At 66.4% G+C, this 19,521-nt stretch carries 18 protein-coding genes and 1 riboswitch; of the genes, 7 read left to right on the top strand and 11 right to left on the bottom strand.

Going from position 1 to position 19,521, the window contains the following annotated elements; translation table 11 throughout:
• Positions 1–65 precede the first annotated feature (65 nt).
• Together NNX38_RS04110 and NNX38_RS04105 are read right to left on the bottom strand one after the other, a co-directional pair.
• Positions 66–1,133: an ATP-dependent DNA ligase gene (locus tag NNX38_RS04110; RefSeq protein ID WP_255796877.1), complete on the bottom strand. Its 1,068-nt coding sequence runs from the start codon at positions 1,131–1,133 to the stop codon at positions 66–68.
• Positions 1,134–1,143: 10 nt separating this feature from the next.
• Complete coding sequence (locus tag NNX38_RS04105; protein ID WP_255796876.1) at positions 1,144–1,695, bottom strand: alpha/beta hydrolase; 552 nt, start codon at positions 1,693–1,695, stop codon at positions 1,144–1,146.
• 72 nt (positions 1,696–1,767) lie between these two features.
• Between NNX38_RS04105 and NNX38_RS04100 the strand changes: the two genes are divergently transcribed.
• From NNX38_RS04100 to NNX38_RS04090, 3 genes are all read left to right on the top strand, one after another.
• Complete coding sequence (locus NNX38_RS04100; protein WP_255796875.1) at positions 1,768–2,787, top strand: LLM class flavin-dependent oxidoreductase; 1,020 nt, start codon at positions 1,768–1,770, stop codon at positions 2,785–2,787.
• Between the two features lie 368 nt (positions 2,788–3,155).
• Positions 3,156–3,926 carry a hypothetical protein gene (locus NNX38_RS04095; RefSeq protein ID WP_255796874.1) on the top strand — a complete coding sequence of 257 codons (771 nt, stop codon included), beginning with the start codon at positions 3,156–3,158 and terminating at the stop codon, positions 3,924–3,926.
• A gap of 199 nt (positions 3,927–4,125) precedes the next feature.
• Positions 4,126–4,258: riboswitch (SAM riboswitch) on the top strand.
• Between the two features lie 15 nt (positions 4,259–4,273).
• The gene (locus NNX38_RS04090) at positions 4,274–4,678 is read left to right on the top strand and encodes a hypothetical protein (RefSeq protein WP_255796873.1); all 405 of its coding nucleotides are present in this window, start codon (positions 4,274–4,276) and stop codon (positions 4,676–4,678) included.
• A 179-nt stretch (positions 4,679–4,857) separates the two neighbouring features.
• On the opposite strand, the gene NNX38_RS04085 is transcribed toward NNX38_RS04090, so the two are convergent.
• Genes NNX38_RS04085 through NNX38_RS04050 form a run of 8 tightly spaced genes read right to left on the bottom strand, consistent with a single transcriptional unit; the run spans position 4,858 to position 15,556 of the window.
• Positions 4,858–5,622 carry a CPBP family intramembrane glutamic endopeptidase gene (locus NNX38_RS04085; RefSeq protein WP_255796872.1) on the bottom strand — a complete coding sequence of 255 codons (765 nt, stop codon included), beginning with the start codon at positions 5,620–5,622 and terminating at the stop codon, positions 4,858–4,860.
• Between the two features lie 42 nt (positions 5,623–5,664).
• Entirely contained in the window at positions 5,665–6,546 is an 882-nt protein-coding gene (locus tag NNX38_RS04080; protein WP_255796871.1) for an NAD(P)H-hydrate dehydratase, read from the bottom strand.
• Positions 6,527–7,267: a histidine phosphatase family protein gene (locus NNX38_RS04075; protein WP_255796870.1), complete on the bottom strand. Its 741-nt coding sequence runs from the start codon at positions 7,265–7,267 to the stop codon at positions 6,527–6,529. The genes NNX38_RS04080 and NNX38_RS04075 overlap by 20 nt, the downstream gene beginning before the upstream one ends.
• A 38-nt stretch (positions 7,268–7,305) precedes the next feature.
• Positions 7,306–8,538 carry an MFS transporter gene (locus NNX38_RS04070; RefSeq protein WP_255796869.1) on the bottom strand — a complete coding sequence of 411 codons (1,233 nt, stop codon included), beginning with the start codon at positions 8,536–8,538 and terminating at the stop codon, positions 7,306–7,308.
• A 34-nt stretch (positions 8,539–8,572) separates the two neighbouring features.
• Positions 8,573–9,388 (bottom strand): respiratory nitrate reductase subunit gamma, encoded by an 816-nt coding sequence (narI, locus tag NNX38_RS04065; RefSeq protein WP_255796868.1) that lies wholly within the window; start codon positions 9,386–9,388, stop codon positions 8,573–8,575.
• Complete coding sequence (gene narJ, locus NNX38_RS04060) at positions 9,385–10,083, bottom strand: nitrate reductase molybdenum cofactor assembly chaperone (RefSeq protein WP_255796867.1); 699 nt, start codon at positions 10,081–10,083, stop codon at positions 9,385–9,387. Before narJ ends, narI begins: the two co-directional genes overlap by 4 nt.
• On the bottom strand, positions 10,080–11,837 hold the full coding sequence (gene narH, locus NNX38_RS04055; RefSeq protein ID WP_255796866.1) for a nitrate reductase subunit beta: 1,758 nt from the start codon (positions 11,835–11,837) through the stop codon (positions 10,080–10,082). The genes narJ and narH overlap by 4 nt, the downstream gene beginning before the upstream one ends.
• On the bottom strand, positions 11,837–15,556 hold the full coding sequence (locus NNX38_RS04050; protein WP_255796865.1) for a nitrate reductase subunit alpha: 3,720 nt from the start codon (positions 15,554–15,556) through the stop codon (positions 11,837–11,839). Before NNX38_RS04050 ends, narH begins: the two co-directional genes overlap by 1 nt.
• A gap of 149 nt (positions 15,557–15,705) precedes the next feature.
• Between NNX38_RS04050 and NNX38_RS04045 the strand changes: the two genes are divergently transcribed.
• The 3 genes from NNX38_RS04045 to NNX38_RS04035 are packed head-to-tail and all read left to right on the top strand — an operon-like array spanning position 15,706 to position 18,735.
• Entirely contained in the window at positions 15,706–16,659 is a 954-nt protein-coding gene (locus tag NNX38_RS04045; protein WP_255796864.1) for a 1,4-dihydroxy-2-naphthoyl-CoA synthase, read from the top strand.
• Positions 16,660–16,666: 7 nt separating this feature from the next.
• A complete protein-coding gene (locus tag NNX38_RS04040; protein WP_255796863.1) occupies positions 16,667–17,803 on the top strand; it encodes an AMP-binding protein in 1,137 nt (378 codons plus the stop codon).
• 47 nt (positions 17,804–17,850) lie between these two features.
• Positions 17,851–18,735, top strand: a complete 885-nt coding sequence (locus NNX38_RS04035; RefSeq protein WP_255796862.1) for a 1,4-dihydroxy-2-naphthoate polyprenyltransferase — start codon at positions 17,851–17,853, stop codon at positions 18,733–18,735.
• Positions 18,736–18,755: 20 nt separating this feature from the next.
• Here NNX38_RS04035 and NNX38_RS04030 read toward each other — a convergent pair whose 3' ends face one another.
• On the bottom strand, positions 18,756–19,061 hold the full coding sequence (locus NNX38_RS04030) for a DUF4229 domain-containing protein (RefSeq protein WP_255765024.1): 306 nt from the start codon (positions 19,059–19,061) through the stop codon (positions 18,756–18,758).
• An 84-nt stretch (positions 19,062–19,145) separates the two neighbouring features.
• Between NNX38_RS04030 and NNX38_RS04025 the strand changes: the two genes are divergently transcribed.
• Positions 19,146–19,517, top strand: a complete 372-nt coding sequence (locus tag NNX38_RS04025) for a PLD nuclease N-terminal domain-containing protein (protein ID WP_229950268.1) — start codon at positions 19,146–19,148, stop codon at positions 19,515–19,517.
• Positions 19,518–19,521: the final 4 nt, after the last annotated feature.

Here is a 19,521-nt window from a genome sequence, read left to right as displayed (position 1 = left end):
ACCGGAGAGTGCTGCCAGCAAATGCTAGGCATCGCGGACCTTCCCTGCCTAGCCCCGCCGGAAAATCAGCTCCCCAGCACCTCCGCCAGGTCGAACTTCACCGGCTCCTCCAGCTGCCCATAGGTGCACGATTCGGGCGTGCGGTCCTGCCGCCAGCGGGAAAACTGGGCCACATGGCGGAACCGCTCCCCCTCCATGTGGTCGTAGCGCACCTCCACCACCCGTTCCGGGCGCAGCGGCACGAAGGAAAAGTCCTTTTTCCCGCTCCAGCGGCTGCCTTCGGAGTTGCGCGGGGTGCGGTTGCCCTTCTCCTGCTCCCCTTCGGCCCAGGGGTGTCCGTCCTCGACGGCGACCAGCGGCTGGAGTTCCTCGAACAGTTCGCGTCGGCGGTCCATCGAGAAGGAACTTGCGGCGCCCACGTTCACCAGCACGCCGTCGTCGTTGTAAAGGCCGAGTAGCAGGGAGCCGATCAGATCGAGGCCGGACTTATGCACCCGGTAGCCGGCGAGCACGCAGTCGGCGGTGCGTTCGTGCTTGAGCTTGGCCATGGTGCGCTTGTTCGGTGCGTACGGGCCGGCGAGGGGTTTGGCCACCACACCGTCCAGGCCTGCACCTTCAAAGCGTCCGAACCAGTCCTGTGCCAGGTCGGCGTCGTCGGTGGCGGCGGTGACGGACACCGGTGCCTGCGCCGTTTTCAGCGCCTGGACCAGGGCCTCCCGGCGTTCGGAGAACGGCCGGTCCCGGTAGTCGACGTCACCCAGGGCCAGCAGGTCGAACGCCACGAACCGGGCCGGGGTTTCTTCCGCGAGCAGTTCCACCCGGCTGGCGGCGGGATGGATGCGCTGCTGCAGCAGTTCGAAGTCCAGCCGTTTGCCGTCCGGGGCCACCATAACTATCTCGCCGTCCAGCACGCACCGCTCCGGCAGGTTCTGCCGAAGGGCTTCGACGAGTTCGGGGAAGTACCGCGTCATCGGCTTCTCGTTGCGGGAGCCGATCTCGACGTCGTCGCCGTCCCGGAAAATGATGGACCGGAATCCGTCCCATTTGGGTTCGTACAGGTAGTCCCCGCGGGGCAGGGCGCTGACGGATTTGGCCAGCATCGGGGCAACCGGAGGCATCACTGGAAGGTCCATGTGCCCATTCTTATCCGAGTGCGGCCGGTTCCCCCAGCCCTGCGGTGAAGGCCGTGAGCAGGTCGCGGCCCTGCTGCCAGTAGCCCACTCCGCTCTTTTCGTTGATGTGGGCGAGTTCACCGGCATCAATAACGGGCACTTTCCAGGCGGCAGCGATGCTTTGGGCGGCAGGGAGCGCGCAGTACGGATCGCTCTGGCTGGCGATCAACAGGCCGGGCACGGGCAGCTCCTGCATCCGCGGATTCCGGAACGTTCCGACCACTTCCGGAAAGGACGCGGCAACCGGATCCGGCGGGCTGACCAGGAACACTCCGCGGGCGCCGTCGGGGTTGCGATGCAGCCATTCCACCGCAGCCAGGCAGCCCAAACTGTGGGCCACAAGGACTGTCTGCCCGTTCCGGGCTCCGGCGGCCCGGTCCAGCGCGGCCATCCAGTCCTCCAGTTCGGGTTCATCCCACGATGACGGCGCGATGCGGGTGACGTCCGGCAGGTCCGCCTCCCAGCGGCTCTGCCACTGCTCCGGTGGCGAGCCCTGATAGCCCGGGACAATGGTGATATGCACTGTGCCTGCATCCTTTCGCTGGTGCCGCATGTGAGCGGGAATACTGCCGACGTTTCCGGCGCTGGAGTTCGTATGAAGAAAATAGGGTTCTTGTCCTTCGGACATTACCGGAATGCCGTGGGATCAATGACTCCCAGCGCGCAGGACGCAATACTGCAGCAGATTGAACTGACGGTCGCCGCCGAGGAAATCGGCGTCGACGGCGCGTACATGCGGGTGCACCACTTCGCCCCGCAGTTCTCCGCCCCATTCCCCATGCTCTCCGCCATGGCGGCACGGACCAGCCGGATCGAGCTGGGCACGGGAGTGATCGACATGCGCTATATGAATCCGCTGGCGATGGCAGAAGATGCCGCAGTGGCGGACCTGATCAGCGGCGGCAGGCTGCAGCTCGGCATCAGCCGGGGATCCCCCGAGCCTGCCCTGCGCGGTTACGAGTCCTTCGGCTACGTTCCCGGCCCGGATTCCTCCGACGCAGAGATGGCCCGGCAGCACACCGAAGTGTTCCGAGCCGCCATTGCCGGCGCCGGAGTGGCACAGGCTGATCCGGCGATGACCGGCAGCACCGGCGCCATGGCCATTGACCCGCTGTCCCCCGGATTGCCGGAGCGGATCTGGTGGGGGTCCGGGACCCGGGCCACCGCCAAGTGGACCGGCGAGCAGGGCATGAACCTGATGAGCTCCACGCTCCTGACCGAGGACACGGGGGTTCCGTTCGACCAGCTCCAGGCCGAGCAGATCGCGGTGTACCGGAAGGCCTGGGCCGACGCCGGACACCAGGGCACCCCGCGGGTGTCCGTCAGCCGCAGCATCATTCCGCTGGTGACCGGGCAGGACCGGCACTACTTCGGGCTGCGGGCACAGGCCGAAGGACGGGACCAGGTGGGCCACCTCGACGGCGGCTTGGCCCGGTTCGGCAAGAGCTACATCGGTGAACCCGATGTTATTGCTGCCGAATTGGCCGCGGACGCCGCGGTGCAGGAAGCCGACACCGTCCTCGTGACCGTGCCGAACCAGCTGGGCGTGGACTACAACGCGCATCTGCTGGAGAGCATCGTGAAGCTTGTGGCGCCGGGGGCCGGCTGGCGGTAAGTCTCGTCCCTGGGCCGGGTCCGCTGGGTCCGCGGTTCGCCGGGTCCGCGGTTCGCCGGGTCCGCGGTTCGCCGGGTCCGCCGGGTCCGCCCCCTGCGGGGCTGGAACGGCGGCAACGAAATTCCCCGCTCGCAGAGCTCGCGGGAAATATTAAAGCCGCCTTCCTCCAGCCCCTCCGGCGGCGGGTGCGTCGCCTCAGCGCCTCCCAACAATGATTGCGTCCTTCAGCCTCTCCGGCGGCGGGTGCGTCGCCTCCGGCTCCAAGCAGCGGCGGGGGCGTCCTTCAGCTCCGGGCTGCGAGTCGGAATCACTGTCCTTTCGCCGCGTGCGCCTATCATGGCCGCATCAGTCTCAACGAAAGGAATGGCATGACTCTGGGGGAAAGCGAAAAGAGCAGGTTCACGAGACCTGGTTTCATCGTCGGAGCTCTGATGGTCTCCCTAATCGTGGTGTTGGGAGTCCTTTTCGGAATGTGGCAGGCGTCCGGGAATGAACCCGAGCCAAATTCCGCACCACCATCGCCTGCTAGCAGCAGTAGCGTCACCAGCAGCGCGGCCCCGACCGACGAAAGCTCGGCGAAGGCCAAGGGTGGGAGCGGTGGTGACAGTGTCTGTGGCCTAGACGGAGAGGTGTTGTCAGGAAAAATTGCGGAGGCCCCGGCTGCGGAATGGGAATACCAAGGAATGATGTCCTATCCAACCTCGGAAAAGCACGGTCCTGCCAAGACGAACGATGCAGGTGTGCGGTACTGCTTCCAGCATTCTCCGGAGGGCGCTCTGTTCACGGCAGCCAATGCAGTCGTGCAGGGCAGTCATGATCCCGAAGGCGCTTTCATAAACTACTTCCTCTCCCTCAATGCCCCAAACAGGAGCGACATACTGGGAGCTACGGGCAATTCCGACGGCTCTCACACCCGAATGAATATTGTCGGTTTCCGGCTGCTCAGCTACGAGGGTGCGACAGCGGCAGTTGATATAGCGGCCCGAGTTACTAGCTCCGGAAAGACAGTGTACTTTTCGGGTATTTACAACCTGACGTGGGAGGACGGGGACTGGAAGCTCCTGCCAGTGGACGGTTCGGACCCGCTTCCGTTCGCGCCGATTCCCGATCTCGTGGGATACACAAGTTGGACGGGCTGACCCGTTAGGCGCCGGACGGGCCGGGTTAGGCGGCTTTGATAACTTTCGCGACTGAAGCGAGCGGAAGTTTTCCTTGCCGCCGTTCCGGTCCGCCCGGCACTCCCACCGGAACACCCGGCTCTCCCACCGGAACGCCCGAACGGCACCCAGGAACAGCCTCTGTCGAAATGTCAGAGACCTCAGCTACAGTAGTTTTCAGCTTCACGAGATGTGGCCTCCGCCCGGTTCCCCGGGCACAAAAGCTCCGACTGGCCCCACACCAACCCCACTGTTCGGCGGGTGGTTCGGATGACGAAGCGGCCTGCTTCGTCCGTTGCAGGCAAGGACAACCTGTAAAGGAACCCACTGTGAGCATTTCCAGTGTCAGCAAATCCGGCCTCAGCAACTGCAGCGGCTTCGCCCCGGGCCACAACATCCATTGGATCCACCGACGCCGGCTCGAGGGCTGGGAGCAGTGGTCGGACGTCGAAGTCACGGCCGATCCGCAGCTGGACCTCATCTACCTGGTGTCCGAGGGGACCCAGCAGCTGATGTGGTTCCACAATGTTCGGGCCGTGGCCACCGCGCTCGAGGCCGCCGTCGATACCCCGCAGTGGTGCCAGCGTTATTCCACCCTGATGGTGCCGGGCGGATTCGATTCCGATGCCCGGAGCTCTTTTTTCTACTTGGCCCGGCCGGAGCGGGTGGTTCCATGCAACGGCTCCCTGGTGCGGGCACCGGAAACTGAGCGGATCGAAAAAGCCGGCTCCTAGTTGCCGCTCCGTCTCGGGATCCGCACGGATTCCGGGGCGGAGCCAGCCCTGCGGACGAAACCGGCGGCATTGGAAGAGTGCGGGTGTCCCCCACATTGTTGCCGGCTTGCCGCTGCTGACCGGATGGTGCTGATGCTACCGGAGCGGTCAACCGGCACGGCGGGCGCTGGAAACGGTAGCTACTGCTGCAGCAGCTCCGGCGGCACGCTGTAGATGAGGATGACACCCAGCAGGTTTTTCGCGGCGTGCACACCGTAGGAAAGCATGAAGTTGTTTCCGGCCCAGACGTAGATGCCCACAAGGGTCACGCCCATCGCCAGGTAAGGCATCAGCACCGGGAGGGACAGGGATTCCTTGCCCACAATGTGGATGGAGGCGAACAACAGGACCGACAGGATGCAGCAGCCCCAGAGATTCCAGTACCGGCTGAGCTTGCCGATCAGCAGGTGCCGGAAAATGTACTCCTCGACAAACGGTGCCAGCACCACCAGCAGCGGCACCACCAGCCAGGGCGAAACGGACCCCACGAATCCCTCTACGGCTTCCTGGTTTACCGCCGTTTCGACCTGCCCGCTCAGCAGCGCCCCGATCATGGTGACAATGAGCATGGCGATGACGCCGGCGGGAATCAGGGAAAGGGACAGCACCGGCCGGGTTGCCAGAATCTTCGTTTCCCGCACCACGTACGGCCGGGCCGCCAGGAAGGCCAGCAGACCGGCAACCCCGTAAAACGCCAGGTTCAGGACATAGGCGGCTGCAACCGGATCCGGAACCAGCATCACCAGGACAGGCATAACGAGTCCGGGCGCAAAGCTCAGGACCAGCAGGAACACTACGTAGAAGCCCGCTGCCGCCGCGTCACGGCGAGTGAAACGGTAGGAAAGCCACGGGATTTGGGCCGCAGGGCGCCCCGACGGACCGGTCCGGTATTCGTTCGCTGTCATTACCTCAGGATATGGGCCGTTCTGCCGGGATACAGCCCCTCGCTAGCTCAACTCCGCGATCACCGGAGGCATGGCTTCGAGCAGTTCCCGTGCCAGGAAGCTGAGCGGTCCCCGCGAGGCGGAGAGCCGGTCCCCGCTCACCGCGTGCAGATACGTGCCCCAGCACGCTGCCTGTTCCGGCGTTGCACCGCGGGCAAGGAATCCGCCCACCGCACCGGCGAGGACATCCCCGGACCCGGAAGTACCCAGGCCCGAGTTCCCGGCCGGCACTTCCCAGCTCCTTCCGTCAGGAGCGGTAATGACGTTGTGCGCGCTGACCACCGCCGAGTATTTCCGTGCCACCTCCTTGGAGGCTTTCGGCAGGTCCAGGGAGTCTTCGTCTGCATCCTCGTCCTCGAGGAGGCGCAGGATTTCGGCACCATTCGGGGTCAGGACCAGCCGGCCGGCCAGGGTGTCGTAAAGTTCCGGCAGCCCGGGCAGCACGCCGAGGGCAAAGGCATCCAGTACCACCTGGGTCTTTTCCCCGAGCAGCGGAACCACTGACCGCAAGAGCGCCGCGGCCTGCTCGGCGTCGTCCAGGCCGGGGCCGATCACCACTGCCGACGCCGTCGAAAGATCGGATTCGAGCAGCTTTCCGGCCGCACCGCCGTCAATTCCGCCGTCTTCCTCAGGCAGTCCCACCACTCCGGATTCGGGGATCGCCACAGCGACGGCGATCGCCGCCGATTCCGCCAAACCCATGGTCAGGCGGCCGGCGCCGACCCGCAGCCCGGCAAGCCCTGCCAGCATCACCGCTCCCGGAGTGCTCCGGGCTCCGCCGATCACCAGCACGGTGCCGCGGTCCTCCTTGCCGGAGGCCTCGGTGGAGAGCCGCCAGCCGCGCAGCAGCGCGGGGGTAACAAGCTCAGCGGGGGTGGATGTCATCAGTTTCTCCTGCATGTTCGGTTACCGGCGCTCCACTGTCCTGCAGGTGGAGCACGCTGTTGAAGGTGTGCAGCTTCCAGGGCCCGGTGCCGGTGGGGCGCACCAGCCGGGTCACTGAGCCGTTCCGCACGCTGTTGGCGGCGGCGGTGTCCAGCAGTTCCTGCTCGCTCATCTGTTCCAGGACGTAACGGATCAGCAGTATCACGGCGTCGTGGCAAACCACTGCCACACGCTTGCCGTCTTCCTCGTCATCCAGGTCCCGGAACACCGAACGCAGCCGCAGGGCGACATCGGCCCAGGACTCGCCGCCCGGCGGACGGTAGGCGAACTTCCCCAGCCAGGACCGGCGTTCGGCTTCCTCGGGATAACGTGCTGCGACGCCGGCGGAGGTCAGCAGGTCCAGGATCCCCAGTTCCCGGTCCCGCAGGCGCTCATCAACCCGCATGCCGCCCGTGAGGCCGGCCAGCCCCGCCAGTTCCGCCGTCTGCCGTGCCCGCAGGTAGGGCGAGCACCAGACGGAATCGGGCAGTTCTTCGGCGGGCAGCCCGGCAATCCAGCGGCCAAGCGCTGCGGCCTGCTGCTCGCCGTCGGGGCTCAGCGGGACGTCGGGGTCCCGCCAGGGAAGGTCAATACGTTCGGCGCCCTCGCGGCCCGCGCGGGTAGCGGCCACATTGCCGGCGGATTCGCCGTGGCGGACCAGAATCAGTTCAGTTGCACCCATGCTCCGACTCTACCCGCCGGTCTCCGGAGGCCAAGGGCTCAGGTGCCGGAGCGAGTGTCCACCCGGCCGCCGTTGCGCACCGTGAAGGTCAGCAGCAGGGCGACGGCGGCGAAGGCCGCAAGCAGCATGAGGCCTACGAAATAGCTGCGGTTCGCCGGGTCATAGGTTGCCCCCATGACCAGGGGCGGGAAGTAGCCGCCGAGCCCTCCGGCGGCGGCAATAATCCCGCCGACGGTACCTACGTCCTGCGCCGGAGCGGCACGGCCCACCCAGGCGAAGACTCCGCCGGTGCCCAGTCCCAGGAACAAGGCCATCAGGATGAACGCTGTCCCGTAGACCTCCTCCTGCTCCGGACGGAGGGCAACAATAACCGCCAGGACCGCCGTGCCGGCAAAGGACGCGAGCGTGACCAGCTTCGGCCCCACCTTGTCCGCGATGGTTCCGCCGATCGGGCGGGCGATAACAGCGGCCACGGCGAAGCCTGCGGTCCGGGTTCCTGCCGCAGTCGCGTCGTAATCGTAGACATTGCCCAGATACGTGGGCAGGTAATTGGAGAATGCCACAAACGCACCGAACACCACCCCGTACAGGAAGCACAGCTGCCAGGTGACGCGCAGGGTGAAGGCGTGGGTGATCTTCGGCAGCACCGGTTCCGTGGGTTTTGACCAGGCCGGGGATTCGCGCAGGATCAGCCAGCTCAGCACCGCCATGGCTGCGACGACGACGGCGATGGTGATGTGGGTGCCCATGTAGCCGACGGCGGCCACTAGCCGCGGGGTGAAGAACGCCGACACGGCCGTCCCCACCATGCCGGCCCCGAATACCCCGGTGGCGAAGCCTTTCCGGCTCCGTTCGTACCAGGCCGAGCAGAAGGGGATGCCGATGGCGAAGACGGTCCCGGCGATGCCCAGGAAGAACGCGATGACCACCAGGAACGGGAAGTTGCCCAGCTGGCCGACGATTCCGGTGAGCAGCACCAGCGGCGCCGTCACCCCCAGGATCACGGTGAACATGACCCGGCCGCCGTAGCGGTCCGTCAGGGCGCCGACGGGGATCCGCGCCACCGAGCCGACCAGAATCGGCATGGCCACAAGGACCGAGGTTTGTCCGGCGCCCAGGTCCATGTCTGCGGCGTAGCGGCTGGAGAGCGGTCCGATGATCGTCCAGGCCCAGAACCCCACCGTGGAGGCAATGGTTGCCACGATCAGGTTCCGTAGCTGGCCAGACCGGAGGTCTGCGCCTGCGGCCGGAGGAGAAGATGCTGTGGACATGGGCTGCCTGCCTTCCGCCAGATGAACTCAGTTCCTAAGGACCGCCCGGACGGTCCCGGTCGGGTGTCCCCACGGGGTCCCAGCCGCCGCGCGGCGTCCTCGACCCCGTAACCGGCCGCCGACCCCGTGAGCGGTAGACGATGTAGGGCCGGAACAGGTAGTGCACGGGCGCGGTAAACGCATGGACCAGGCGGGTGAAGGGCCAGATGGCAAAGAGCACCAGCCCGAAGACCGTGTGGATCTTGAAGGACATGGAGGCAGCCGTCATTCCCGTGATGTCGGGCTGCAGGATGAAGACAGAACGGAACCACGGCGCCACGGTGTCCCGGTAGTTGACGATGTTCGTGTCGAAAACGGAAAAGACCGTGGTCGCCAGTCCGGTCAGGATCGCCGCCAGCAGGAAGATGTACATCGCCTTGTCATTGCGGGTGGTGGCCATGAAGACCGGGCCGGTGGTCCGGCGTCGGTAAATCAACAGCACTATCCCCACCAGCGTGGCTACGCCGGCCAGGATGCCCACGCTCAGGGCGAAGAAGTGGTAGGTGTCCTCGTTGAGTCCGATGGCGTCCATCCAGGTTTTCGGAATCACCAATCCGACGAAATGCCCCACAATCACCGCCAGGATTCCGAAGTGGAAGAGCGGGGAAGCAATGCGCAGCAGCCTGGACTCGTAGAGCTGGGATGACCGGGTGGTCCAGCCGAACTGGTCATACCGGTACCTCCAGATGGAGCCGAGCACCAGGATGGCCAGCACCAGATAGGGCAGCACTCCCCACAGCATGACATCGTCCACGCCCACCTGCACGTTCTCCGGCGGCGGCACATCCAGCGGTGCAGCTACGGCAGTCATGGGTGGCTCCTTTCGCTCACCGGCAGCAGCCGCGAGCTGTACGGCTCCAGCCCCACGGTTTCGGTGGGCGGACCGTAGCCCGCCGTACGCATCACGGAGGCCTGGGTCTCGGGTGAGACTCCGGGAAGGGTGGAACAGACCAGGGTCAAGATGCCCTCGTAGGGCAGGCCGTCGTCCCGCAGGGCCAGCCGGAGCAGTTCCACTGACGGACGGTAGCGCTGCAGCAGTTCGTACCCGTCCTCCGGGGAAACCTTCGCGGCGAATTCCAGCACCAGGGGCAGGTAGTCCGGCAGCTCGGTGCCTTCCGGCAGCACGGCGTGGGAGCGGTAGATCTCCTTGAAGGCGGCGAGCGCCTCGCCCCGGCGGCGGGTATCGCCGTCGGTCCAGTAGGTCAGGTGCAGGCTGTGCCGCTTGGACAGGTCGAATTCCTGTACATAGGCGGCCTGCACATCCGGCAGCGGCCGGGACGACAGCCAGTCGAAGAGAGGTTCCAGCTCCCCTGCCGGCACCCCGGCTTCAGCCAGGGCCGCGCGGATTCCCGGGATTAGTTCCACCAGCTGCTCGTCAGGGTATTCGAGCAGCAGGGCAGCCGCCTGCCGGATCACCCGGCTGCGGCCGGGCCGGGCATCGGCGTAGGGCTCGGGCGCGAGGGTGCCCTTCCCGGGTTTGCCGAGCAGCTTCTCCAGCAGGCTCATTTATCAGCCCTGCCTTGATCCGATGCAGGCCCGTCGCCCTCGGCCTGGTCGTATCCGGCACCCAGGCCCTCGCCGGCACCCTCATCGGGTGCGCCGCGGTTGTTGTTGGCCGGGAACAGCCCCTGCGGTGAGCCCCGTCCGTCCCAGTTGAGCAGGTTCACCCGCCCGCCCAGGTTGCCGTTGCCCGTCGGGTCCTCGCCGCGCTGCCGGGCCTGCAGGGCTTCGAAGTTCTCCACCGCCACGGGCATCGGCCGCCCGGAGGCCTCACCGAAGACTCCGGTCTGTCCCATCCCGGGACCGCCCTCGACATCCAGAGAGCAGCCGATCTCCTCGAGGTTGTGCGCGTCCTCCGCGTGCGCGGCGGGAATCACGTACCGCTCCTCGTACTTCGCAACGGCCATCAGCCGGTACATCGCGACGATCTGCTCGCCGGTCATGCCGACGTCGGCCGCGATCCGCTCGTCAGGCTCATCACCCAGGGTGATGTTCCGCATGTAGGCGCGCATGGCGGCAAGCTTCCGCAGCACTGCGGTGACAAGGTCGGTGTCTCCGGCGGTAAAGAGTTCGGCGAGGTATTCCACCGGAATCCGCAGGGCCTCGATGGCGCCGAAGAGATTCTCCGCTGCCTCGCCGTCGTGCCCCTGCTCCTTCAGCACGTCCACGATCGGGGACAGCGGCGGCACATACCAGACCATCGGCATTGTCCGGTATTCGGGGTGCAGCGGCAGCGCCACCCGCATTTCCTTGGCCAGGGCGTAGACCGGCGAGCGCCGGGCGGCGTCCAGCCAGTCCTCCGGGATGCCTTCGGCCCGTGCGCCGGCAATGACGTCCGGATCGTTGGGGTCCATCATCAGGTCCAGCTGCGCCTCGTAGAGGTCCTGCTCGTTGGGCACGGAGGCGGCCTCGGTGACGCGGTCGGCGTCGTACAGGAAAATCCCGATGTACCGCAACCGGCCCACACACGTTTCGGCGCAGACCGTGGGGATGCCTACCTCGATGCGCGGATAGCAGAACGTGCACTTCTCCGCCTTGCCGGAGCGGTGGTTGAAGTACATCTTCTTGTACGGGCAGCCGGTGATGCACTGCCGCCAGCCCCGGCAGCGGTCCTGGTCCACCAGCACAATGCCGTCCTCTTCGCGCTTATAGATGGCACCGCTCGGGCAGGAGGCCATGCAGGAGGGGTTCAGGCAGTGCTCGCAGATCCTCGGCAGATAGAACATGAAGGTGGAATCGAACTCCAGCTTCACCTTCTCCTCCGCGTCCCGGCGCATTTTCTCCAGCACGGGGTCCTGCCCGCCGGTCCGCTCGGACCCGCCCAGGTTGTCGTCCCAGTTGGCCGACCAGGTGATTTTCATGTCCTGGCCGGTGATGAGGGACTTGGGTTTGGCCACGGGAAAGTCGTTGCCGGCAGGTGCGTTGATCAGGTTTTCGTAGTCGTAGGTCCAGGGTTCGTAGTAGTCGTTCAGCTCCGGCTGGACCGGGCTGGCAAAGATGCCGAAGAGTTTGGCCAGCCTCCCGCCGGCTTTGAGCTTCAGCCTGCCGCGGCTATTCAGCTCCCAGCCGCCCTTCCACCGCTCCTGGTCCTCGTACCTGCGCGGATACCCCTGCCCGGGCCGGGTTTCCACGTTGTTGAACCAGACGTATTCGGTGCCGGCCCGGTTGGTCCAGGCCTGTTTGCAGGTTACCGAGCAGGTGTGGCAGCCGATGCACTTGTCCAGCGCCATCACCATTGCTGTCTGAGCCATGATCCGCATCAGTACTGCACCTCCTGGGAACGTTTGCGCACCACGGAGACAATGTCCCGCTGGTTGCCGGTGGGACCGAGATAGTTGAAGGCCCAGGACAGCTGGGCATACCCGCCGATCATGTGGGTGGGTTTGACCAGGATCCGGGTCACGGAATTGTGGATGCCGCCGCGCCGGCCGGTGGCTTCGGACTTGGGCACGTCGATGATCCGTTCCTGCGCGTGGTAGACGTAGATGACCCCGGCCGGCATCCGGCTGCTGACAATGGCCCGGCCCACCAGCACCCCGGAGTTGGACACGCATTCCACCCACTCGTTGTCCGACACCTCGATCAGTGCGGCGTCCTCCCGGCTCATCCATACCGACGTTCCGCCGCGGGACAGCGAGAGCATCAGCAGGTTGTCCTGGTATTCGGAGTGGATGGACCACTTGTTGTGCGGAGTCAGGTAACGCACTGCCACGGAGAGCTCCCCGCGGGTGCCCAGCTGCGGTTCTCCGAACAGGCGGTGCATGTCCAGCGGAGGCCGGTAGATCGGCAGGGCCTCGCCCATGTCCAGGATCCAGTCATGGTCGAGGAAAAAGTGCATCCGACCGGTGAGCGTGTGGAAGGGTTTGAGCCGTTCGATGTTGATCGTGAACGGTGCATAGCGCCGGCCTCCGGTCTCGGAGCCGGACCACTCCGGGGAGGTCAGCACCGGCGTCGGCCGGTCCTGGGTGTCCCGGAAGGTGATCTGCCGGTCCTCGGCGCCCTCGGCCAGATCCGCCAGCGGCGTGCCGGTCCGTTTCTCCAGGGTACGGAAACCCTGCAGTGCCAGTTCCCCGTTGGTGGTACCGGAAAGCAGCAGGATCGCTTCGGCCATGCGGGCATCGGTGTCCACCGCCGGGCGGCCCGCCGCCGCACCCCGGTCAAAAACGCCGTGCTTGCGGGCCAGCTGCGCCAGGGGCCGGGACACGTCGTACTTCACGAACTTGGTGGTGAATCCCAGTTTGTCCGCCAGCGGTCCGACGGCGGCGAACTTCTCGGCGATGGCCGTATAGTCCCGCTCCACCACGGCGAGGGAGGGCAGGTTCTTTCCCGGGACCGCCGGGATGTCCGTGCCCTTCCAATCCGGGGCGTGCCCGCCGGGCTGCGCGATCTCCCCGGGCGTGTCATGCGTGAGCGCGGTGGCTACGAGGTCCCTGCGCACCCCGAGGTGCGTCGCGGCCTGCCGGGAGAACTCCTCCGAGAGCAGGCGGAACAGGTCGTAATCCGTCTTCGCTTCCCATGGCGGTGGGATCGCAGGGGTGAACGCGTGCACATAGGGGTGCATGTCTGTGGAGGAAAGGTCGTATTTCTCGTACCAGGTGGCAGCGGGAAACACGACGTCGGACAGCAGCGTGGAGCTTGTCATCCGGAAGTCGGCGGAGACGAGTAGATCGAGCTTGCCCTGCGGCGCGTCTTCACGCCAGACGACGTCGCGTGGCCGGGACTCGCTGTGATCCGCGCCCATAACGTTGTTCAACGTGCCCAGCAGGTGTTTCTGGAAATACTCCTCCCCCTTGGCCGAGGAGCCCAACAGGTTCGACCGCCACAGGATCAGCGTCCGCGGCCAGTTTTCCGGGGCGTCAACGTCCTCCACCGCGAACCGCAGCCGCCCGTCTTTGAGTTGCTGCGCCACCCACCCCGCCTCGTCGCTCGCCTCGCCCCGGGCCACCCCTGCGGCCGCGTCGTCGGCAACATCCAGGGAGTTCTTTGCATCGAACTGGGGGAAGAAAGGCATCCAGCCCATCCGGGTGGACTTCGCGATGACATCGGCAGTGTGCAGCCCGCGCAGGTGTCCGGTGGCCAACGGCGACTGCATCGAATCGGAGGAATAGCCGTCGGAACGGAACTGGTCGGTATGCATGTACCAGAACGCGGTGCCGATCATGAAGCGCGGCGGCCGGTTCCAGTCCCCGGCCGAAGCCATGGCTGCCCAGCCGGTGATGGGCCGGCACTTTTCCTGGCCCACGTAGTGGGCCCACCCGCCGCCGTTGCGGCCCTGGCAGCCGCAGAGCATCAGCATCGCCAGGATGGCCCGGTAGGTCACGTCCCCGTGGTACCACTGGCAGATGCCGGCGCCGAGGATGATCATGGACCGGCCGTTCGATTTCTCCGCGTTGGCTGCGAAGTCCCGGGCCGTGCGGATCACGGCTTCGGGAGTCACATTGGTGATCTCCTGCTGCCACGCCGGAGTGTAGGGGGTGCCGGCGTCGTCGTATCCGGCCGCCCAGTCCCCCGGCAGTCCGTTCCGCCCGAGCCCGTACTGGGCGAGCATCAAATCGAACACCGTGGTCACGGTTTTCCCCGCCACCGTGGTCACCGGCACGCCGCGGCGCAGGACGGAGCCGGTGCCGCCGGGCTCGGTGAAGGCGGGCAGGTCCACCCGGCTGGTCCCCTGCCGGACGGTAGCGGCATCCGCGATGGACAGTGCCGGCACCACCCCCTGCAGGTCCAGGTTCCACTTGCCGGCGTCGGCCTCGTTGTACCGGAATCCCACGGATCCGTTGGGCACTACCGGGGTGCCGGCGCCGCGGTCCAGCAGGACCGTCTTGAACGCGGAGTCGGAGGCCTTGGCTTCGCGGCGCCCCAGGTCTGCGGCGGTGAGGAACTTCCCCGGCACCACGGTGCCGTCGTCCCGCTCCTCGAGCGTGACGAGGAACGGCAGGTCGGTGTATTGCAGCACATAGCCCTCGAAAAACGGCACGCGCCGGTCAACGAAGTTTTCCTTGAGAATCACGTGTCCCATGGCCATGGCAAGCGCGCCGTCGGAGCCGGCGGCGGCAGGCAGCCATTCGTCCGCGAACTTCGTGTTGTCCGCATAGTCCGGGCTGACGGAGACCACCTTGGTCCCGCGGTAGCGCCCTTCCACCATCCAGTGCGCATCCGGCGTGCGGGTCACCGGGATGTTGGACCCCCACATCATCAGGTAGGTGGCATCCCACCAGTCTCCGGATTCGGGGACGTCCGTCTGGTCGCCGAACACCTGCGGGCTGGCCACGGGAAGGTCCGCGTACCAGTCGTAGAAGCTGTTCATCACCCCGCCGATGAGGTTGATGAACCGGGCTCCGGCCGCGTGCGACACCATGGACATGGCCGGAATCGGCGAAAAGCCCGTGCAGCGGTCCGGGCCGTAGTTCTTGATCGTCGAAATGTGCGCTGCGGCCGTCATCTCCAGGGCTTCGGCCCAACTGGAGCGCACCAGCCCGCCCTTCCCGCGGGCCTGCTGGTACGTACGACGGCGCTGCGGGTCGCGGACAATCTCCTCCCAGGCCAGCACCGGGTCTCCCGTACGCCGCCTGGCTTCCCGGTACATCTCCAGCAGCACGCCGCGGATATAGGGGAACCGGACCCGGGTGGGGGAATAGGTGTACCACGAAAAGGCCGCACCGCGGGGGCAGCCGCGGGGCTCATACTCGGGCCGATCCGGCCCCACCGAGGGATAGTCGGTTTCCTGTGCCTCCCAGGTGATGATCCCGTCCTTGACGTACACCTTCCACGAACAGGACCCCGTGCAGTTCACGCCGTGGGTAGAGCGCACCACCTTGTCGTGGCTCCACCGGTTCCGGTAGAAGGCGTCTCCCTCGCGGCCGCCTTCCCGGAACACGGCCCGGCCGTCACCCGTTTCATCCCACCGGGTGAAGAACCTGCCAAGAGCGAGCATTGCATCGGATGCGGGGCCATCGATCCCCGAAACGGAGCCAGCCATACATCCAAGCTTGGGGCAGGGCGCCCGGACCCGACAGGGGTAAGCGGAGAACTGCCTCCGGAGCGGGGAACACCGGCGCACGGGCAGCGGCTTACCGCACCGAAGGCCCACCGTCCGGCGGTTTTGCCCACGGGCGATAAACTCGGTTTGTGAGCACAGAACTTCCAGCACAGGTGTCCGATATCTTCGACCCGCAGCAGTGGCGTCTCGTTTCCGGGTTCGAGGACCTGCAGGACATGACGTACCACCGCCAGGTGGAGCGCGACGCCGACGGCGCAGTCGTGCGGGACCTGCCGACCGTGCGCATTGCCTTCAACCGGCCGGAGGTCCGCAACGCCTTCCGCCCCGGTACCGTTGACGAACTGTACCGGGCCATGGACCATGCCCGGATGACACCCGACGTTGCAACCGTCCTGCTCACCGGGAACGGCCCCTCCCCCAAGGACGGCGGGCACTCGTTCTGCTCCGGCGGGGACCAGCGGATCCGCGGCCGCGACGGCTACCGGTACGCCGAGGGGGAGACCAAGGAAACCATCGACCCGGCACGCGCCGGCCGGCTGCACATCCTGGAAGTGCAGCGCCTGATGCGCACCATGCCCAAGGTGGTTATCAGTGTCGTCAACGGCTGGGCCGCGGGCGGCGGGCACAGCCTGCACGTGGTCTCGGACCTGACCATCGCCTCGCGCCAGCACGGCAAGTTCAAGCAGACCGATGCAACCGTGGGCAGCTTCGACGCCGGCTACGGCTCGGCTCTGCTGGCCCGGCAGATCGGCCAGAAAAAGGCCCGCGAGATCTTCTTCCTGGCCCGGGAGTACTCCGCCGAGGACATGGTCGCCATGGGTGCGGTCAACGAAGCCGTGGACCACGAAGACCTGGAAAAGGTCGCCCTGGAATACGCCGCAGACATTGCCCGTCAGTCCCCGCAGGCCATCCGGATGCTCAAGTTCGCCTTCAACCTGGCCGACGACGGCCTGGCCGGACAGCAGGTCTTTGCCGGCGAGGCGACGCGGCTGGCCTACATGACGGACGAGGCGGTGGAGGGCAAGGAGGCCTTCCTTGCCAAACGTGACCCGGACTGGTCCTCGTTCCCCTACTACTTCTAGGACCTCCTTGGAACTGCTCCCAGTCCTGATCACCCCCGGCTTCGACGCCGGCATGCTGCTCTCCCCGCTGGCCGATGCGCTGGCCGGAGAGGGCCCCGCGGTGGCCCCGCACACCGACCCGGCCCAGGCCTTCACCGGTGAACTGCCCAATGACGACATTGCCCTGGTGGTGAGCACCTCCGGCTCCACCGGCACCCCGAAGCAGACCATGCTCAGCACGGACGCGCTGGCTGCATCCTCGATGGCCACCGCCCTGGCCCTGAAGGCGGACGGCCAGTGGCTGGCTGCCCTGCCGGTCAACTACATTGCCGGCATCCAGGTCCTGGTCCGCTCCCTGTACGCCGGGACGCAGCCGGTCTTCATGGACCTGTCCGTGCCGTTCAGCGCCGAGGTGTTCACTCGGGCCGCGGAGGACATGACGGACCGCAACCGCTTCACCTCGCTGGTGCCCACCCAGCTCCACCGTCTGCTGCAGGATCCAGCGCCGGAAACCCTGCGCGTGCTGCGCCGGTTCAACGCCATCCTGCTCGGCGGCGCACCGGCCGGAGCTCCCCTGCTGGAAAAGGCCCGCGGCTACGGGCTGAACGTGGTGACCACCTACGGCATGAGCGAGACATGCGGCGGCTGTGTCTACGACGGCGTGCCGCTGCCCGGCGTCGACGTCATCCGGTGGGAGGGGCGCCTGTGGATTGCCGGTGACGTCCTTGCGGACGGGTACATGGGCCGGCCGGACCTGACCGAGGACCGTTTCCGGTTCAACTCCGGACGCCGCTGGTTCCGCACGGATGACACCGGCACGGTGGACGACGCCGGCAAGGTCACCGTCTCGGGCCGGCTGGACGACGTGATTGTCAGCGGCGGGATCAAGATCTCCGCGCAGGCCGTGGCCGAAGCCGTGGAGACGGTGGACGGCGTCGATCAGGCCTTTGTGCTGGGCCTGGATGACGCCGAATGGGGCTCCCGGGTGGGTGCCGCCGTCGTGGGCAGCGTGGACCCCGAACTGGTCCGCGACGCCGTCCGCTCCCGGCTGGGCGCCGCTGCGGTCCCGAAGGTGGTCCTGCTGCTTGAATCCCTGCCCTTGCTGCCCAACGGCAAGGCGGACCGGATGACGCTGCTGCGGCTCCTGGCCGCCGCGCGGCACTGACCCGCCTTTACGCACCTGTCTCAACTCAAGAACTAAGGAAAAACACCGTGGCTACAGCCGCCCAATGGTTAGAAGGCGCCCGCCCCAGGACGCTGCCGATGGCAATCGCGCCGGTCATCATCGGATCCGCCGCCGCATACGACCTCGGGGGGTTCTCTCCCGTCCGCGCCGTCCTGGCCGCCCTGATCGCCGTGCTGCTGCAGGTGGGCGTGAACTACGCGAACGACTATTCCGACGGAATCCGCGGCACGGATGACAACCGGGTGGGCCCGCTGCGGCTGACCGGTTCCCGGCTGGCGTCCCCGAAGCAGGTCAAGTACACGGCCTTCGGGTGCTTTGCCGCCGCCATGCTGGCGGGAGTGGCCCTCGTGGTCCTGGCCGGCACCCCGTACCTGATCCTCGTGGGCATCGGCTGCGTCGCCGCGGCCTGGGGGTACACCGGCGGGAAGAACCCCTACGGTTACCGGGGGCTGGGAGATATCTTCGTCTTTGTGTTCTTCGGGCTCGTCGCCACACTCGGCACCACGTACACGCAGGCACTGGAAATCAACACCGCCGCGGTGCTGGGCGCCATCGGTACCGGCCTGATCGCCATGGCCCTGCTGATGGCCAATAACGTCCGGGACATCCCCACGGACCGGGTGGCCGGCAAGCGGACCCTCGCCGTGCGGCTGGGTGACGGCGCGGCACGGATCAGCTACGTGATGATGCTGGCCCTGGCCCTGCTGCTGCCGCTCTTCATCGCGGGCAGCTACCCGTGGATCCTGCTGGTGCTGCTGCTCATTCCGGCGTGCATCCTGCCCTGCGGGCTGATGCTCACCGGAAAAAAGGGTTCCAGCCTGATCCCGGTCCTGAAACACACCGGGCTGATCAACCTCGGCTTCAGCGTGCTCTACGGCGCCGGGCTCGTCCTCACGCGCCTGCTGGCCTAGGCTTACCGCGTCGCGGCAGGCTAGGCGTCGCGGCGGCGGTCGTTGTCGATCTGCACGTCCGGGTTCTCGGCTACCAAGGTGTCCTCTGCCGCGGAATCATCCAGTTCCCCGCGGTTGCGCTTGGGCGCACGTTCCTCGGTGAAGCGCCGCTGCACGGTGCGGGCCGCTTCGTCCCGCATATCGCGGGCAAACAGGTAGGTCACGCACCAGGCCAGCACGGCGGCAGCAAGTGCCGAGAGCAGGAGGCCGAGTTGCAGCACCATGCAGATTACGAAGAAGACGGCCACCAAACCCAGGCGGAGAGCAGTAAATTTCCAGAAAGCCACGCCTCCATTCTAGGCGCTCGGCGTCCTTAGCGTTCCTTCCGTCCACCCGGCGCCACGGACCGTGCCCTCCACTACAATGGCCGTATGCCCCGTCTTGTCTTGTTCGGCGTCATCATCGTCGCTGCCGTGATCATTTACGCCGCCATTGACTGCCTCATGTCCCGGGCAAACGAGGTGCGCAGCATTTCCAAGGTGTCCTGGATGTTCACCATCGTCCTGATTCCGGTCCTGGGCGCAGTGCTCTGGTTCCTGTTCGGCCGTCCCTCCGCAGGCCCCGGGCCGCGCGAGCCCCGGCGCCCCTCGGCGCCCGACGACGATCCCGAGTTCTTGCGCAATCTCGAGGTCCGGCGCCGTCAGGCTCAGAAGGAAGCCGAGCTCCGGGCCCGGGAGGCCGAGCTGAGGGCCAAGGAAGAAGGCAGGAATAAACAGAACGACGACGGCAAGCCCGGCGCCTGAGAAA

The organism is Arthrobacter sp. zg-Y238 (assembly GCF_024385525.1).
Taxonomy (GTDB): Bacteria; Actinomycetota; Actinomycetes; order Actinomycetales; family Micrococcaceae; genus Arthrobacter_B; species Arthrobacter_B jinronghuae.
The sequence above is the reverse complement of the archived record's forward strand: the minus strand, read 5'-3'. Positions and strand labels throughout refer to the sequence as shown.

Bases quoted from the DNA above. Each gene is read 5' to 3' on its own strand.
- NNX38_RS04095 (WP_255796874.1), top strand. From the start codon at position 3,156: ATGACTCTGGGGGAAAGCGAAAAGAGCAGGTTCACGAGACCTGGTTTC.
- narJ (WP_255796867.1), bottom strand. From the start codon at position 10,083: ATGAGCCTGCTGGAGAAGCTGCTCGGCAAACCCGGGAAGGGCACCCTC.
- NNX38_RS04050 (WP_255796865.1), bottom strand. From the start codon at position 15,556: ATGGCTGGCTCCGTTTCGGGGATCGATGGCCCCGCATCCGATGCAATG.
- NNX38_RS04075 (WP_255796870.1), bottom strand. From the start codon at position 7,267: ATGGGTGCAACTGAACTGATTCTGGTCCGCCACGGCGAATCCGCCGGC.
- NNX38_RS04025 (WP_229950268.1), top strand. From the start codon at position 19,146: ATGCCCCGTCTTGTCTTGTTCGGCGTCATCATCGTCGCTGCCGTGATC.
- NNX38_RS04100 (WP_255796875.1), top strand. From the start codon at position 1,768: ATGAAGAAAATAGGGTTCTTGTCCTTCGGACATTACCGGAATGCCGTG.
- NNX38_RS04110 (WP_255796877.1), bottom strand. From the start codon at position 1,133: ATGGACCTTCCAGTGATGCCTCCGGTTGCCCCGATGCTGGCCAAATCC.
- NNX38_RS04085 (WP_255796872.1), bottom strand. From the start codon at position 5,622: ATGACAGCGAACGAATACCGGACCGGTCCGTCGGGGCGCCCTGCGGCC.
- narI (WP_255796868.1), bottom strand. From the start codon at position 9,388: ATGACTGCCGTAGCTGCACCGCTGGATGTGCCGCCGCCGGAGAACGTG.
- NNX38_RS04070 (WP_255796869.1), bottom strand. From the start codon at position 8,538: ATGTCCACAGCATCTTCTCCTCCGGCCGCAGGCGCAGACCTCCGGTCT.
- NNX38_RS04080 (WP_255796871.1), bottom strand. From the start codon at position 6,546: ATGACATCCACCCCCGCTGAGCTTGTTACCCCCGCGCTGCTGCGCGGC.
- narH (WP_255796866.1), bottom strand. From the start codon at position 11,837: ATGCGGATCATGGCTCAGACAGCAATGGTGATGGCGCTGGACAAGTGC.